The sequence below is a fragment of the Wolbachia endosymbiont (group A) of Gymnosoma rotundatum genome (assembly GCF_947250765.1).
GTDB classification, from domain to species: domain Bacteria; phylum Pseudomonadota; class Alphaproteobacteria; order Rickettsiales; family Anaplasmataceae; genus Wolbachia; species Wolbachia pipientis.
The window spans coordinates 86,166-102,936 of sequence record NZ_OX366347.1 but is presented as its reverse complement, the minus strand read 5'-3'; the positions used below and the strand labels follow the sequence as shown (position 1 = coordinate 102,936).

Below are 16,771 nucleotides of genomic sequence, written 5' to 3'. Positions count from 1 at the left end.
TGAATCGCGGTATGACGGTTTGCAACGGTATGACGGTTCGCGGCGGCATAGTAATTCGTCATCCCGCTGCTTGTTAGCGGGATCTCTTGTTAGCGGCTAAGAGATACCGCGAATGAATCGCGGTATGACGGTGTAGACGATGGTTAAGTATCCCGCTGCTTGTTAGCGCCGCGGCGGTATGACGGTTCGTGGTGGTATGACGTAGAGTGCTTAGAAGCTGTTATTTTGCTATAAATGGCTGTAATGGCATCATCTATTTTCTTGCTATCACAGCCTGTTTGTGCAAGTTCAGCATTCCCACCACAGTTCTTTTTAACTGCTATGGATATTAGTTCTTTTGCGCTAATCTTATTGATTAAGTCTTTACTTACTTTAATAATCAAGACTGTTTTATCTTTTTCTGTTGCCGTAAAAGCTATTACCGTTTTTGGTTTTTGTTGCTGCAAAACAAACTCTCTTATTACATTTGCTGGAATATCAGTGAAAGTGTGGCTTATAAAATTTATTCCATTTATTTCGGTGCTTTTTATATTCTCTGCACTCACAAGCTTTTTATATAGGTTTTTTATTTTGGTTTCGGATTTTTTGTGTTCTTGACTTAAAATACTTAATCTGCTTGTTATTTCACTCACTGGCGCTTTTACGAATTCTGCAACTTTTTTTAAGTTAATTTCATTATCACGTACATAATTGATTGCTTCCTGACCAGTTAAAGCTTCAATTCTCCTCACTCCAAAAGCAACAGAACTCTCTGTTACTATCTTAAATAAACCGATTTCTCCAGTATGTTCAACGTGCGTGCCACCACACAGTTCCCTTGAATCTCCAATCTTCACTACTCTTACTTGATCGCTATATTTTTCGCCGAATAACGCCATAGCTCCTTCGTCTATTGCCTGATTCATGCTTTGAATTTTTGTAGATGCGGAAAGATTTTCTCTGATTAGAGAGTTTACCATATCCTCTACCCAAAACAACTGATCTTGAGTCATTTGAGTGTTATGGCTGAAGTCGAATCTCAGTCTATCTGGTGCAACTAGGGAACCTTTTTGAGTGACATGATCACCTAGAATTTTTCTGAGTGTAAAGTGCAGAAGATGTGTAGCTGAATGATTTCTTCTTAAGGTTTGCCTTCTTTCCTTGTCAATGCTTGCTGCAACTGTGTTACCTTTACAAATTGAACCGAACTTAACTATGCATCTGTGCAAATATAGGTCATTAACCTTATTGGTATTCTCGACTATAATAATACTTCTATCAGATTTGATCAGACTGCCAGTATCTCCCACTTGTCCACCTGACTCGCCATAAAAAGGTGTTTTATCAAGTATAATGGTTATCTTTTCTCCCTCCTTTGCAGAATCAATTACTTCATTTTTAGAGGAAACTATAGCTAGTATTTTCGCATCACTTACTTCATTGAACTCATAACCAACAAATTTTGTTTTGCCAAATTTATTGATCAAATCAAACCATACTTGCTCAACAGATTTTTCACCAGATCCAGCCCATTTAGCACGTGCTCTCTCTTTTTGTTCTCCCATTGCATCATCAAAACCCTTCTGGTCAAAATTTATTTTTTTCTCTTTTAAAATATCAAGTGTAATATCCAAAGGAAATCCGTAGGTGTCATATAGCTTAAACGCTGATTCTCCAGGCAAAGTATCGCCCGATTTTAAATCTGTAGTGAATTTCTCCAGGAGATTGATACCTTTCATCAAAGTGTCTTTAAAGTTTTCTTCCTCTGATTTTAACGTCGTTTCTATTAAGCTTTTAGCTCTGACTAATTCAGCTCCCATATAAGCCGAACTCGTGCTATCTATCAACACTGGAAAAATACGATGGAGTAGGGAATCATTATATCCAAGCAGGTGAATATAACGTGTGGCTCTCCTAATTAATCTGCGTAATACGTAATTCCTGCCCTCATTTCCAGGAAGCACTCCTTCTGCGATGAGAAATGCAGCCGCGCGAAGATGATCTGCTATGATCTTATGCGCTATTTTATTTTCCGTTCTTCCACAGTACTCTTGTGATTTACTTATCAGAGCAGAAAATAGATCAATATCATAGTTATCATGGACGTTTTGCATAACAGCCGCTATTCTTTCAAGGCCCATTCCAGTATCGATGCATTTTTTTGGCAATTTGTGTAAATTACCTTCTTCATCTTTGTTAAACTCCATGAATACCAGATTCCAGATTTCAACAATTCTATCGCCCTCTTGTAAATTAGGACTCCCATGGTCATAAAAAATTTCAGAACATGGACCACACGGACCAGTGCTTCCCATACTCCAAAAGTTATCATCCGTTGTAATTCTTATGATTTTATCACTTGAAAAGCCACTTATCTTACGCCAAATCTCGTACGCCTCATCATCAGTATGGTAGACGGTTATGGATAGTCTGTTTTTATCAAGAGATAACTCTTTAGTGATAAATTCCCACGCAAATTCTATCGCAGTTTCCTTAAAGTAATCACCGAAGCTAAAATTTCCGAGCATTTCAAAAAATGTGTGATGCCGAGTTGTATAGCCAACATTTTCCAGATCATTGTGTTTACCGCCTGCTCTTAGGCACTTTTGACTTGAGACAGCACGTTTCATTTCAGTTTTTTGAGCGCCAGTAAAAATATTTTTAAACTGCACCATACCAGCATTTGTGAACATGAGCGTTGGGTCATGTTCTGGAATCAAAGGAGAAGAAGAAACCTGCTCGTGGTCATTACTTACAAAAAATTTTATAAATCTTTCTCTGATTTCGTTTAGCTTCATCGTTTTTATTGAGAGTATTTATGAATAATAAGCTGCAATGGAAATAAAATCAATTTATCGATCCAAATATTAATATATACATTATTCAGTATAATAAAAGTAGCGCTTACATAAAAATTTTAACAAAAAGCTGTAGCCTAAAGTAATTTATTCACTAACATGGAGAAATATTTGTTAATTCAAGCAATATTTTTGTTAATTAATTAGGAGGTAAGATGATGAGAAAGTCATTACCAGATTATATAAGACGGCCATGGGATAATTGGGCATGGGATAAAAGGGCATGGGATGAAAGGTTTGATCTATTTTATCATTCGATTGCAAGCAACGGAGTAAAAATTCGCCGCTCTTCTATATCCAGCCCTGATATAACTTGGGAAGTTGAAGGAAGTAATAAAGGCCGTATTAAAAGTTTTATAATACTTGGCAATCCCAATGATCAAATAATTTTTGCAGCAAATTACACAATACTTGGACGGTTTGAATCAAGCGATAAAGTATGGTCCAGTATACTTAGTGAAGTAAAAAAAGTTAAGCCTGGTACCTATAACGGAAAGGAGTTCTTGCATTCAGTTGTTCCATCTTTAGGTAAATTTTTATTATCCAATATAAAAAAGGAAGAATCCACTACTGAAGGAGTTGACCATGAGGTGCAAGAAGGTGGCGAATATGTAACTATAGAATCAGCTCCTTTAAAAAAACAAGAGCCAGAATTATTTGATTTTGCATCACGCAAAGCAACCACCAAAGAGATTAACGACGTAATAGAGGAAATAACGAGATCAAATGCTAGTAATGGAATTACGACTGAAAATATAAGGAATGTTTTCCATTTTGGTAACAAGCCAAAAGAAGTATTAGAACGTCCTATATTTAATAGTACAGATGTAGAAGGGCCTAAATTACCGGAAATAAATGGAGGACTAAAAATATTAGCAATAGGGACTGTTTGTGGTATATTGGTGGGAGTGCTAGTAGTAGCTTGTGTAGGATTAGGATATTTATGGTACAGAAAAAATAGGGAAGGTAGCTACGTTAAAAAAGTACAGAAAAGCAATGGTGAGACAGGAAATCTTTCTGAGCAAACTCAACTTGAGCATTCCAAAGCTACACCGAAAAGAAAGGAAAAAGAATCTTTGCCCAGCAAAGTAAGCAATGCCACATCAGTAACACATCTATCTTCTCAAACTATCGCTAAGTATTAGCGCTTGTCCAAACTAGGGGATGTTTAAAAAACATCCCCAAAATTCACATACAGGATTCTTGAATAAATCAATAGAATTGTATATCCTGTTTTAATATTTCCTTTACTAAATCCACAGCTTTTTCATTTAATAATTTTGGTGTTAATAAACCTCAACTAGCTATATTTACCTGTATAATCTTGTTTCCCATATTGTTTGTTCTATAAGTAGGAATTGGTACGAGAACTTCTAGTGACATGCACCTTGTGGTAAGAAAAAATCAATATATTCACGATAAATTTACCTCATATCTGTGTTTTATATGTGGAAATTGGAATGGAAATTTATGTAGGCAAAGAAAAAAGAATAGCAAATGTGGTGACTCAACACTGGAATGACATAAAAGGATCAGACAGAGATTGGCCAGAAAGGCATGAAATAGACACTGCAGAAATAATGGAATCATGGCAGCATTGTTTTGTCATTGAAGTCAAGGATCAAGGTTATATTTGTGAAAATGCAGGAGAAAAGGCTGTTGAATTCTATGGTTTTGAGAAAAAGACGCGCATTGATAATAAGTATGCAATTGATGCACCATTTTTGCGACTATATAAAATAGATGCAGTTATTGATAAACTTGATACTGTAATAGAGAGTAAATGCCCGATCAATGAAGAGGAAGAAAGTGAAAGTGTTAAAATGAGGCAAGTATTGTTGCCACTTGGGAATAAAGAAGGTATAACACACATATTGGGCGTAATTACTTTTAAACTCCTTTAATATACAATTTTAATTTGATTCTTTAATAAAATTATTTATACTAATGCTTAATTACTATTAAAGAACTCAATAGTAGTGCTTGTAAATTTATTTGGAATATGAAGAAAATAAAATTAAAAACCAAATCTTCTGTGAAAAAGCGCTTTCACCTTACAGCTAAGGGTAAAGTTATTTCTACTCAGTCAGGCAAAAGGCATGGCATGGTAAAGAGAAGTAAATCTAATATTCGTAATCAGCGCGGTACAACGATTCTTGGTAAATCTGACTCGCGTATAGTTAAGCTTCATATGCCTTACGGTATTTAACAAAATGGAGGTAAAATAAAATGGCTCGGGTAAAACGTGGAGTCACTACTCACGCTCGTCATAAAAAAATATTGAAACTGGCAAAGGGTTATAGAGGACGTGCAAAAAGCTGTTATAGAATTGCATTACAAAGAGTTGAAAAAGCACTGCAATATGCTTACAGAGACAGAAGAACCCGTAAACGTGATTTCCGTAGCTTATGGATAATACGTATTAATGCAGCAGCAAGAGAGCATGGGCTTACTTATGGTAGGTTTATGCATGGTCTTACACTTGCCGGCATTGATTTAAATAGAAAAATTCTTGCTGAGATGGCAGTTAATTATAAGGATGATTTTGCCAAATTAGTAGAAACTGTAAGTGGTAAATTAGCGGAGAATTCTTAAAGCAAAAACACCATGAGAATTATTTTCATGGGATCACCAGGATTTGCTGTTAATTCTCTGAGCTTGTTACTGAAATCAAAGAGCGAAGTGGTGGCAGTATACACCAAGGCTCCAAAACCTTCGGGGCGTGGACAGAAGCCAATGAAATCTCCAGTACATGTTATCGCTGAAGAAAGTAACATAGAGGTATGTACTCCTATCTCTCTAAAGTTCTCGGCAGAGCAAGAAAAATTTAGAAATTTCAAGCCAGACGTTGCGGTTGTTGCCGCGTATGGATTGATACTTCCAAGAGAAGTTTTGAATATTCCAAAATATGGTTGTATTAATATTCATCCTTCATTACTACCAAGGTGGCGTGGTGCAGCCCCGATACAGCACACAATTTTAGCAGGAGATCAAGAAACCGGGGTTAGCATTATGCAATTGGATGAAGGATTAGATTCCGGCCCTATTTTAAAACAGGAAAAATTTCTTATCGAAAAGAACGATAATTACAAGACATTGCATGATAAATTATCTAAGCTAGGCAGTGATTTACTGCTGAAAGTGCTAAACGAAATTGAAAAACAGCTTCCCTTAAAACAGAACGATAACAATGCATGTTACGCTGACAAAGTGGAAGACTATAAAATTTATGCAAGTGATGCCTGTGAAGTTGCTTATAGAAAGGTTAAAGCGTTTTACCCAAAAGCATTCATTAAGATAGAAAATAAACGTATCAGGATACTTGATGCTGACTTTGAAGCTCTCGCTTCAGAACAAGGTAAGATTGTTAACGATAATATGCACATAAGTTTAAAAGGTGGCACTTTAATTCCTAAAGTTGTACAAATGGAAGGGAGAAATCCTTGCAGTATTGAAGATTTTATTCGTGGCTTGAAATCAAGCATGGTAAAAAAATTTATAGAATAGACTGCTTTAAATTAGTGTAGAAATGTAATAGCTAAATTTCCTTTTCTTAGATATAATTTTAAAAAACTTTCCATATAAAAATGAAAATAAAAAGAGCTTTAATATCATTATACGATAAAACGAATATAATTGATCTTGCATCGTTTTTAATGCAGCAACAAATAGAAATTCTTTCAACGGGAAATACTTATAAAACGCTATCTAGTGCAGGAATAAAAACACAAGAGGTCTCAGATTACACACAATTTCCAGAGATACTGGGTGGTAGAGTAAAAACTTTACACCCTAAAATTCATGGAGGAATACTTTGCAATAGAGAAAAACACAAAACGGAAATACAAAATCTAGGTATTGAGCCAATAGACCTGCTTATAACTAACCTATACCCATTTTGGGAGACAGTAAGTAGCGGCTCAAATGAAGAGCAAATTATAGAACAAATAGATATCGGCGGAGTGGCGTTAATTAGAGCTGCAGCAAAAAACTTTCGTTTTACTTCAGTTATTTCTAGCATTCAAGACTACGAAGCACTAAAAGCTGAGATGATAAAAAATAACAATGAAACAACATTGGAATATAGAAAATATTTAGCAACCAAAGCATTTGCTCTCACTGCACACTACGATTCTAATATTCACAGTTGGTTTTTATCCCAGAGTAAAAATAATGAGTTGCCAGAGTTTTTCGCACTATATGGGCATAAAGCACAAGAATTAAGGTATGGTGAAAACCCTCATCAAAAAGCTGCATTTTATAGCAATCAATTCACCAAATATCCGCTGGAAAAAATACATGGAAAAGAGTTGAGTTATAATAATATAGTAGATATAGAGTCCGCACTTAACATAACTTCTGAATTCGAAGAGCCTGCAGCAGTGATAATAAAGCACAATAACCCGTGTGGCGCTGCTGTTGGTGATAATGCTTTGGAGGCATATGAAAAGGCCCTATCGTGTGATGAAGTAAGCAGTTTTGGTGGTATAGTTGCCTTAAATCGGGAGATAGATTTAAGGCTAGCAGAAAAATTAAACGAGATATTTTTGGAAGTTGTGATAGCACCATCAGTAAACAATGAGGCGCTAAAAATTTTACAAAGAAAGAAAAATTTAAGAGTGATTATTCATAAATCTTTCCAACAAAATGTGAAATACCAAATTAAAAACGTTGTTGGCGGGTTTTTGGTGCAAGAAAATAATGATCACAAGATAAAAGCAGAACAAGTAACAGAATGCACTACAACAGAAAAAGAAAAAAAAGATCTTATTTTTGCCTGGAAAATATGTAAGCATGTGAAATCCAACGCAATAGTTATAGCAAAAGATGGTTGTGCTATTGGCATCGGTGCAGGACAAACAAGCAGAATAGATAGTGTTAACATTGCAGTGAAAAAAGCAGGTGAAAAATGTAAAGGTGCGGTGCTTGCTTCAGATGCATTTTTCCCATTTCCAGATAGCATAGTAGAAAGCGCAAAACATGGGATTACAGCTATAATTCAGCCCGGCGGCTCGCTGAAAGATCAAGATGTGATAAAAGCTGCAAATGAAAATAAAATTGCTATGTTTTTCACTGGCGTTCGCAGTTTTTTCCATTAGGCTTTGTGTCTTATCGTCATACCGCCACAAACCGTCATACCGCGATTCATTCGCGGTATCTCTCAACATAGATCCCGCTAACACGTAGCGGGATGACGGTTGTCAGCCAAGTAGCCCCCTATGCTGTCATCCCAGTGCTTGACACTGGGATCCAGCTTTTTCATAATCATCAAAACGTTGTATTTTAACATAAAACGGCTACTTTTATGCTTACCAACTTAACAAAATTCCTGGATCCCAGTGGGCTTTGTTGCATAGCAACTGAAAAAATCTGGTGGCTACTGACAAAATTCATTATAAAATAGCCATTTAACCTTGAAAGAAAAAATATGCCACAAAAAATGAGGGTCAGTAACCATAGCGAATATAACAAATTTCTAGAAAAAAGAGGAAATATTTTTCATTATATCAACGAAGCCATAGAAAAGTGGTACGAGAATGGTCCAAAAATACCAGGTGGCAACAATATTTATAGCGATAAAGTTGTAATTTTGGTGCACATAATAACTTGTTTATTTAGAATAGGCCTGAGGCAAACAGTTGGGTTTATAGCAGGATACCTTGAGCAAATTGGGAAAAATTTGCAAGTTATCAGCTATTCACAATCATCAAGAAGGTTTAAGAAACTCAATATTAAGATCAATGATTGCAGAATTGATAAAAATAATATGGAAGATATCGAAATTACTATAGACAGTACAGGAATTAGTATATACAACAACACTCCTGGTCATAGCAAAGAAAATAGCGAAGATAGAAAGTATCGCAGCTATGAACAGACAAGAAAATTGCATGTAATGTTGAATACAAACAGCAAAAAAGCCATAGCTGTAAAATACAGTAACGGTGTCTACTCTGATCACTATGGAGCTTGTGATTTGCTAAAAGAAGTCGATTTTCAGTATGTCATAAAAGTACTATATGCAGATAGGGCATATGACAGAGAAAAGCTCTATAAGCTGTGTAATCAATATGGTATAAAAACGAAAATTCCTCCGAAAAACAACGCAGCAGAGCATCCAAAATTGGATTATATGCTTGATAGAAATGCCGCTATTCAGTTAATGAAATTACATGGTGAGAATGGTATAAAAAGATGGAAAGAAGAAGTAAATTACGGAAAAAGATCGTATATTGAAGGATTTTTCTCAAGGTTGAAGCGAATATTTGGGTTTAGTTTTAGGAGCAAATCTGAGATTAATCGTGAGAAGGAACTGCTACTCAAGTGTTATTTGCTTAACAAATTTACTGAAATAGGCATGGCTAAGTTTGAGATAGCTTCATGAATTTATTGTACGTTACCTACTATCCGAAGAGCGATGCAACAAAGCCATCCCAGTGTCAAGCACTGGGATGACAGCAGTCCTACGTCATACCGCGATTCATTCGCGGTATCTCAGCCGCTAACAAGAGATCCCGCTAACAAGCAGCGGGATGACGGCTGTTGCTTAGCCATAAACATTAAGAAATTTACCAAATAAAAAAAAAGGCAAAAGAAGCCCCGTGGTTATTATCCGCTTTAAAATATTGGCGTTTTTTATGTTTTAAACGCTTGACAAGCAAGATTTAGCTGCTTTTAATTGCAACTAACCTATGCTGCAAATGTTTAAGAAATTTACCAAGCAGAAAAAAAGACAAAGAATCCCCGAGTTAGCTAGTCTTTTACTATCTCTGTCGAGTATTGGCATTTTTTGATGTCTTGTAACGCTTTATAAGCGCGTTCAGCTTATTTAGATAAAAATCTAGATGTAGATGAAGTTTTGTAAAGACATACAGTATCTATATACTGCAAAAAATTGAACATAAGACGCCGATACATTAAGTAATCCTTACCTTTTAATCTGCAGATTGGCGAAAGCAAATACAATAGCTTCAGTTTCATGATAAGGGGGCTGGCGGAGTTTGTCAAGTAAGTTTTTTCGTTTCTGTGACCAGTTGGACTTAAAGTCTACACAAAAAACGTTTACAACCAACGTTCAACATGGTAAATTAAAAACGGTTTATTCCTCGGTAGCTCAGTGGTAGAGCAGTTGGCTGTTAACCAATTGGTCGCTGGTTCGAATCCGGCCCGGGGAGCTCTTCTCTGTTGAATTTTAGTGTTGATTTTATATGGGCATTAAATCAGTCGTTTTATGTATACTAGATGGCTGGGGAAATGGAGTAGAAAACAGTAAATACAATGCTATTAGCAACGCAAATCCACCCTGTTGGCAATATATTAGCTCTAATTATCCAAAATGCAGTTTATCCGCCTGTGGAACTGATGTGGGGTTACCTGGTGGTCAAATAGGTAACTCAGAAGTTGGCCATATGAATATTGGCAGTGGTAGAGTAGTAATGCAAAGCCTTCAGCGCATTAATCAAGAGATTGGAACAATAGAAAACAATGTAAATCTACAAAGTTTTATTAATGATCTAAAAAGTAAGAACGGAGTATGCCATATAATGGGATTGGTGTCCGATGGTGGTGTTCATTCGCATCAAAAGCATATTTCAACTTTAGCAAATAAAATATCACAGCATGGAATAAAAGTGGTGATACATGCATTTTTAGATGGCAGAGACACATTGCCAAATTCAGGAAAAAAATGCATTCAAGAATTTACAAAGAGTATAAAGGGAAATGACACAAGAATTGCTACTGTTTCTGGGCGTTACTATGCTATGGACCGTGACAACAGGTGGAAGAGAACAATCGAAGCTTATGAGGCTATCGCATTTGCAAAGGCACCTTGTCATGATAATGCAGTATCGTTGATTGATGAAAATTATCAAAATAACATAACTGATGAGTTTATTAGGCCCGCAGTAATAGGTGACTATCAAGGTATAAAACCAGAAGATGGAGTGCTGTTGGCTAACTTTCGTGCTGATCGAATGATACAATTAGCAAGTATTTTGCTTGGCAAAACAGATTACGCTAAGGTAGCAAAATTCTCTTCAATTTTAAGTATGATGAAGTATAAAGAAGATCTCAAAACTCCTTATATTTTTCCTCCTACTTCTTTCGCTGATACTCTAGGACAAACAATAGAAGACAATAAATTACGACAATTACGTATCGCCGAAACCGAGAAATACGCTCATGTGACTTTCTTTTTCAATTGTGGAAAAGAAGAACCTTTCTCTGGTGAAGAAAGAATACTCATTCCCTCACCAAAAGTTCAAACTTACGATTTGCAGCCCGAAATGTCAGCCTTCGAGCTCACAGAAAAGCTTGTAGAAAAAATTCACTCCCAAGAATTCGCACTGATAGTTGTAAATTACGCTAATCCTGATATGGTAGGGCATACAGGTAATATAAAAGCAGCCGAGAAAGCTGTGCTAGCTGTAGATGATTGTCTTGCGAAAGTGCTGAATGCTGTTAAAAAGTCAAGCAACACCGCATTAATTGTTACTGCAGACCATGGTAACGTGGAATGTATGTTCGATGAAGAAAATAATACACCTCATACAGCACACACTCTAAATAAAGTGCCATTTATTGTGTCTTGCGATAATCTAAAACTAAGAGACGGAAGGTTATCTGACATTGCCCCTACTATTTTACAGCTACTCGGAATTAAAAAACCAAACGAAATGACAGGCAGTTCGTTGATTTCTTGCATTACCCTCTGTCATTCCAGCTAGGCAGCGTTATGCACCGGAATGACATCAAATAGATGTGTTTTAACTTAATCCAACTTTTAAATTTTTCGCTGTTAGTACTAATGATTCATTAAAGAAGCTGTCAATATCACCAATACTATCTATATTTTTTGTACTGATAGATTGGTCAATTCTTTTGACCAAATTAGATAAAACTTTATTAGGGCCAATTTCAACAAATTTGTTAATGCCACGGCTTGACATATACAAAACCATTTCTCTCCATTTCACTCTGCTTACAACTTGCTTGGCGAGTAAAGTTTTTATAACTTTGGGATCACTCTCCTCTTTAGCTGTAACATTTGATATCAAAGGAACTATAGGACGGGTTATTTTAATACCCTTCAAAAACTCCAAAACTTTTTCATCAGCAGGTTTCATAAGAGATGAATGAAAAGGCCCACTAACCTGTAATTTAATTAGTTTCCTCACACTCGAGTTTTTGAATAAATCGGGTAACATTTCAAGAGCTTCTCTAGTGCCACTTATAACCACTTGTCCGCCACCGTTATCGTTTGCAATTTCACAAATTCCGTCAATTTGAACTGATTTCAATATATCTTCCACTTCATTTATCTCTGCTCCAAGCAACGCAACCATTCCGCCTTTACATTTCAGTGAAGCTTCATGCATTGCTTCGCTGCGAACTTTCAGCAGCTTGATTGCAGACTCAAGCGTTAACGCTCCTGCAGCACACAGCGCTGTATATTCGCCAACTGAATGCCCACAAACATATTTAACATTGTGATCAGTGAAAAGAGATTTGCCAAACACATGCTCCATAACACGTAGCATTGCAATTGATACTGCCATTATAGCTGGCTGAGCGTTTTCTGTAATGGTTAATTCTTCAATAGGACCGTTGAAGATTAAATGAGACAGCTTTCTACCCAATATGCTATCTACTTCATTAAATACTTGTCTTGCAACGGAAAACTCACTATATAAGCTCTTTCCCATTCCTACAAACTGAGAGCCCTGACCAGGGAAAGCGAAAATCATGATAATTATTACTTATTCCTTATTAAGTATAAGATTTTATTTATTTTTTGTCAATATTTTAGAATAATGATTGACTTAGTGAATTAAGTTCACTAGAATGTTAACTGACTAAAAGTTTATAAACAACAATGAATTATCATAAAATTATTATAGTTATGACAGACGGTCAAGAGTTTGAAACTCGTTCCACTTATGGAAAGGAGGGAGATAGGGTAAAACTTGATAGAGATCCTCTTACTCACCCTGCATGGACTGGAAGTTTGACAAGCGGGTTAGCAAGTAAAACTAGCAAATTAGCTAAGTTTAACGATAAATATGGAAGCATTTTCTAATTCTCCTCCTCTTTAAGTTTTAGAGAGTTTACTGAAGCATGCATAAATACAAAAATATAGGCTATGTTGCTTCTCCATCACCAAAATCGCAGGAAGTATCTAAACTATTAAAGAAACTTAATTTTATCAATATAACAGAAGAAAATAAGTCCGAAATCGATCTATTGATAGTTGTTGGCGGTGATGGCTTTATGCTACGCACTTTGCACAATTACGTCATAGAAAATAAAAACATGCATGTGTATGGGATAAACACTGGCAATGTTGGGTTTTTGATGAATAAATGCTTTAGCTGCAGTGAAGATTTAATTGATCATATAGAGCATGCAACTTCAACTCAGTTAACTTTGCTAAAAATGGAAGCAACAGACACAAGTGGCAAGAGATATCATTACATAGCAGTAAACGAAGTATATGTTTTTAGAAAAGCAAACCAAATAGTAGAAATGAATATTACTATTAATGATAAGCTAAAAGTAGAAAAATTTAGAGGGGATGGAGTAATATTATCTACTCCCACAGGCAGCACTGCATACAACTTCTCTGCCGGTGGCCCAATCTTGCCGCTAAATTCAAATTTACTTGCATTAACCTCTATCAATAGCTATTATCCAAGGCATTGGAATGGAGCGTTAATATCAAACGATACAATCGTACAAATTGACATTAACGACACAAAAAACCGTCCAGCACTTGTAGTATCAGATTACAAGGAGTTTCATAATATATCACAGATAAAAATACAAAAAGACCACGAAAACACAATAACTTTGCTTTTTGACAAAGATTACCCTCTGAATGAAAGGATCTTTGATAGACAATTTCTATACTAATAATGTATCTGTTCAGATACATGGCTAATGTACAAATATTGAAACAAAAATTCCAGTGCCCCTGTGATGTCATTCCAGTGCTTGACACTGGAATCCAGCTTTTGATCAAAAATGTTGTATAGTACACAATCAAATTTTCTGGATCCCAGTGTCTGGGCACTGGGATGACACCCATTTGTTCCTATAGTTGTCTTTTCTCGTCTACCTTATTTTGCCACTCTGCTAAACAGATACATTATCTGTAAATTGGTATTTACTACATCTTAATAACTATAGCGTAATCAATGCAGCATAGTAATTAACTTTGGAGTGAATATGCATGGGTCAGTCGAAAAATCAACAGTAAAATTAACTTCTTACGAACAAACAGGTGACAATAGCAAGATAACACTAAAAGATCCACCATCGCCTGAAGAAGCAGGAAATGCTATCTCAAGTGTACTGAATGTAGTACCACGTGTGCAGGGAATGTCACATGAAGAATCAGATGAAGATCCTGATTATGCGACTGTAAATCGACAGACAGTAGAAGATGATGATGATGAAGCACCATCAGTTCCGCCAAAAAATCCAGCTTTGAAAAATAGTTTAGATAGTGGAATAAGCTATGGAATGAGAAGATCAGCTTCACAAGAAACGGAATTTAGTGACCCTTGGGATTCTAATAAAACTCTCGAAAACCTAAAAGAAGAGTTCAGTACACAATATAGTACAGGTGAAATGGATTCAGAAATTCCTTTAATCAGCCCAAGCAAGAAAACAAACAGATTCTTGCCAAGAGCAAAATATGCCATGCAGCAGAAGGGCTTTATAATTTTTACTGCCACTGCTATTATACTCAGCACATCCGCAGCTTTAGTATATTTACAAGACAAAGCAAAATTTATTGCATTTTTTACAAACAGCCCAAAATATATCACTATACCAGTCATTGCACTTGCTGCGTTGCTTGCAATTAGTCCAATACTTTTTGCAATAAGGCAATTTAGAGATACTGCAGAGCATAAAACTCAAGAAAAAAATGCGGATGGAATTTTAGATGAGGTGTTGGAGCACCAGCCAAAAGATAAAGCTATAAAATCTGTAAGACTGGAATATAGCAATGGCACTCATTCAAATTTTGTACTTAATGCTTGGGAAGCTAAACAAGGCTTCACTAACATTGACGAAAAAGTAATTACTAGAACTAATAAAATAAAATCAGTAATTAACGACAGACCAATATTTACTGCATTATTTACTGGTGTAGTTGCTGCAAATATAGCGTTTCCTCTAGGGCTACTTGCAACACATGGTGTTAATGGTGTACAAAAATTTTACCAAAACCCTTTGACTAATAACATAGGATTATCATTACTTATAGGTTCTGGTATACTTGCATTACTCATTGTGGATTTTGGCATACATTATTATAGAAAAACAAATTGCACTAATCTTATATATTCGCAGGAAAAGATTGACCCTGAAAGCGTTAACAAGAAATTCATTGAAGAAATAAAACACGAAAGAACAAATGTTCTTGGGGAAAACCACGGTAAAGACGCTAAACGCAGCAGCTTAACGCTTGAGCAAGTTGTGGTTCAATCTCATAATTGTAAGGATGTTGTTTATAGTGTCGGTTAATAAAATGCATGATATAGCTAGTGCAGCCCTACGTCATACCGCCGCAGACCGTCATACCGCGATTCATTCGCGGTATCTCTAGATCCCGCTAACACGTAGCGGGATGACGATTGTCAGGGTAGCACCTCCCCTGTCATCCAAGTAGCTGACTGACCTTACCCAGAAAAAGTGGAGAGAAAGTGTGGAATGTTTTTTACAAAAAGAATGATGCATCAAATTGTTCTGGAATGCAATAGTTATAGCCTTTCTTATAATAGTCCGAATGCGATAAGATATGTGTTTATGGCTATAGCAGGCCAGTAGCATATTACGGTCTGTTCGGATTATTGTAAAAAAAGCTATAATAGTGACGTTGTTTGTTATAAAAAATTTCTATGTATTCAAATATTGCAGTTCTAGTTTGTTGAGCAGAGTGTTGTGAAGTATCAATAAGTATTTCTCTTTTCAATGAGCTAAAGAAGCTTTCTGCAACAGAATTGTCGTAACAACAGCCTTTATTACTCATCTATATTCTTTACAGCTAAGAGATATTGATACCCTTGCGCAGTATATTGTGAACCTTGGTCACTGTGCAGCAGTAGATTTTTAACAGGTTTACGCCTATTAATGGCCATTAATAAAGAGTTCATAACCAATTGTTTATTTATTGCACTACTCATTAACTACCATACGTGAGAATTATTGCTGCCAAATATAGCCATCCCTCCTTGGTTTTGATGTAAGTAATCCCATACTTTATTTGGTTGATCAACAATAAAGTTTTGATCTAGTATATTGGGAGCTACAGCTCTATTATCTGTTTGTTGTTTTTTAATTTTAAACTTTCTTTTCAGTATAGCCCTGATGTCATTTTTCTGCATAATACTTTGCACCGTTTTCAAATTGCAACTTTTACCCAAAGCCTTCAATTCAGCATGAATTTTAGGAGCTCCATATCTACATTTAGAAACTTGATATATTTTTTGAATAGCTTCGAGTAGCTCTTTATTTGCTGATTCTCTACTGCTTATTTTTCTTGTGGTCCACTTATAGTAGCCACTAGCAGAAAATCCTACATAATTCCTGTACTTTATAGCAGTTACTATATAAAAAAATATTTTACTCTTTTTGACTGGCCAGGGCTTTTTTTTAAATGTCTCTTTCCCTTGTTACTCTTGCTTTGTAAATCAAACCTCTCTTTGTCGTAAGGAGCCATGTTACCTCTACCTGGAAATGCATCTGCTGCCGACTTTTTTTCGTTGTGTTTCTTTATCCATTTTCCTAATAAACCACCCTTTATTCCTAAATCCTTTGCTGTTTTTGTAATTGTTTGACCTGCCTTTCTTTGTTCATTTGCCAGTTTAACAGCTTCCAATTTGAATTCTGCTGTATATTCTCTTACCATTTCTAATCCTCCA

General features: G+C 35.8%; 14 protein-coding genes, 1 tRNA gene and 2 pseudogenes. 12 read left to right on the top strand and 5 right to left on the bottom strand.

What is annotated here, in order from left to right; translation table 11 throughout:
- Window positions 1-143: 143 nt before the first annotated feature.
- Entirely contained in the window at window positions 144-2,777 is a 2,634-nt protein-coding gene (alaS, locus tag OOK97_RS00515) for an alanine--tRNA ligase (protein WP_264705363.1), read from the bottom strand.
- 215 nt (window positions 2,778-2,992) lie between these two features.
- Between alaS and OOK97_RS00510 the strand changes: the two genes are divergently transcribed.
- The 9 genes from OOK97_RS00510 (at window position 2,993) to gpmI (ending at window position 11,566) form a co-directional block, all read left to right on the top strand.
- Complete coding sequence (locus OOK97_RS00510) at window positions 2,993-3,982, top strand: hypothetical protein (protein ID WP_264705362.1); 990 nt, start codon at window positions 2,993-2,995, stop codon at window positions 3,980-3,982.
- A gap of 315 nt (window positions 3,983-4,297) precedes the next feature.
- Entirely contained in the window at window positions 4,298-4,741 is a 444-nt protein-coding gene (locus tag OOK97_RS00505) for a PAS domain-containing protein (protein WP_010962890.1), read from the top strand.
- Between the two features lie 98 nt (window positions 4,742-4,839).
- On the top strand, window positions 4,840-5,046 hold the full coding sequence (gene rpmI, locus OOK97_RS00500) for a 50S ribosomal protein L35 (protein WP_007548610.1): 207 nt from the start codon (window positions 4,840-4,842) through the stop codon (window positions 5,044-5,046).
- A gap of 20 nt (window positions 5,047-5,066) precedes the next feature.
- The gene (gene rplT, locus OOK97_RS00495) at window positions 5,067-5,432 is read left to right on the top strand and encodes a 50S ribosomal protein L20 (protein ID WP_006279340.1); all 366 of its coding nucleotides are present in this window, start codon (window positions 5,067-5,069) and stop codon (window positions 5,430-5,432) included.
- 12 nt (window positions 5,433-5,444) lie between these two features.
- Entirely contained in the window at window positions 5,445-6,344 is a 900-nt protein-coding gene (fmt, locus tag OOK97_RS00490) for a methionyl-tRNA formyltransferase (RefSeq protein ID WP_264705360.1), read from the top strand.
- 80 nt (window positions 6,345-6,424) lie between these two features.
- A complete protein-coding gene (gene purH, locus OOK97_RS00485; RefSeq protein ID WP_264705359.1) occupies window positions 6,425-7,936 on the top strand; it encodes a bifunctional phosphoribosylaminoimidazolecarboxamide formyltransferase/IMP cyclohydrolase in 1,512 nt (503 codons plus the stop codon).
- Between the two features lie 329 nt (window positions 7,937-8,265).
- Window positions 8,266-9,222 carry an IS5 family transposase gene (locus OOK97_RS00480; protein ID WP_253303449.1) on the top strand — a complete coding sequence of 319 codons (957 nt, stop codon included), beginning with the start codon at window positions 8,266-8,268 and terminating at the stop codon, window positions 9,220-9,222.
- 718 nt (window positions 9,223-9,940) lie between these two features.
- Window positions 9,941-10,012: transfer RNA gene (locus OOK97_RS00475), tRNA-Asn, on the top strand.
- Between the two features lie 33 nt (window positions 10,013-10,045).
- Window positions 10,046-11,566, top strand: a complete 1,521-nt coding sequence (gpmI, locus tag OOK97_RS00470; RefSeq protein ID WP_264705358.1) for a 2,3-bisphosphoglycerate-independent phosphoglycerate mutase — start codon at window positions 10,046-10,048, stop codon at window positions 11,564-11,566.
- Window positions 11,567-11,605: 39 nt separating this feature from the next.
- Here the strand turns inward: gpmI and fabD are convergent, their stop codons facing one another.
- On the bottom strand, window positions 11,606-12,586 hold the full coding sequence (gene fabD / locus OOK97_RS00465; RefSeq protein WP_182365784.1) for an ACP S-malonyltransferase: 981 nt from the start codon (window positions 12,584-12,586) through the stop codon (window positions 11,606-11,608).
- A 128-nt stretch (window positions 12,587-12,714) separates the two neighbouring features.
- On the opposite strand from fabD, the gene rpmE reads away from it, so the two are divergent.
- Window positions 12,715-12,918: a 50S ribosomal protein L31 gene (rpmE, locus tag OOK97_RS00460; protein WP_007548602.1), complete on the top strand. Its 204-nt coding sequence runs from the start codon at window positions 12,715-12,717 to the stop codon at window positions 12,916-12,918.
- A 38-nt stretch (window positions 12,919-12,956) separates the two neighbouring features.
- Window positions 12,957-13,751 carry an NAD kinase gene (locus OOK97_RS00455; protein WP_070356930.1) on the top strand — a complete coding sequence of 265 codons (795 nt, stop codon included), beginning with the start codon at window positions 12,957-12,959 and terminating at the stop codon, window positions 13,749-13,751.
- Between the two features lie 61 nt (window positions 13,752-13,812).
- Here OOK97_RS00455 and OOK97_RS07550 read toward each other — a convergent pair.
- Window positions 13,813-13,920 (bottom strand): annotated as a pseudogene (locus OOK97_RS07550) (WPE palindromic element domain-containing protein); the annotation flags it as partial.
- 146 nt (window positions 13,921-14,066) lie between these two features.
- Here OOK97_RS07550 and OOK97_RS00445 point away from each other — a divergent pair.
- Window positions 14,067-15,374 (top strand): hypothetical protein, encoded by a 1,308-nt coding sequence (locus tag OOK97_RS00445; RefSeq protein ID WP_264705356.1) that lies wholly within the window; start codon window positions 14,067-14,069, stop codon window positions 15,372-15,374.
- Between the two features lie 78 nt (window positions 15,375-15,452).
- On the opposite strand, the gene OOK97_RS00440 is transcribed toward OOK97_RS00445, so the two are convergent.
- Together OOK97_RS00440 and OOK97_RS07545 are read right to left on the bottom strand one after the other, a co-directional pair.
- On the bottom strand, window positions 15,453-15,680 hold the full coding sequence (locus tag OOK97_RS00440) for a hypothetical protein (RefSeq protein ID WP_264705355.1): 228 nt from the start codon (window positions 15,678-15,680) through the stop codon (window positions 15,453-15,455).
- Between the two features lies 1 nt (window position 15,681).
- Window positions 15,682-16,758 (bottom strand): annotated as a pseudogene (locus tag OOK97_RS07545) (IS3 family transposase).
- Window positions 16,759-16,771 lie beyond the last annotated feature (13 nt).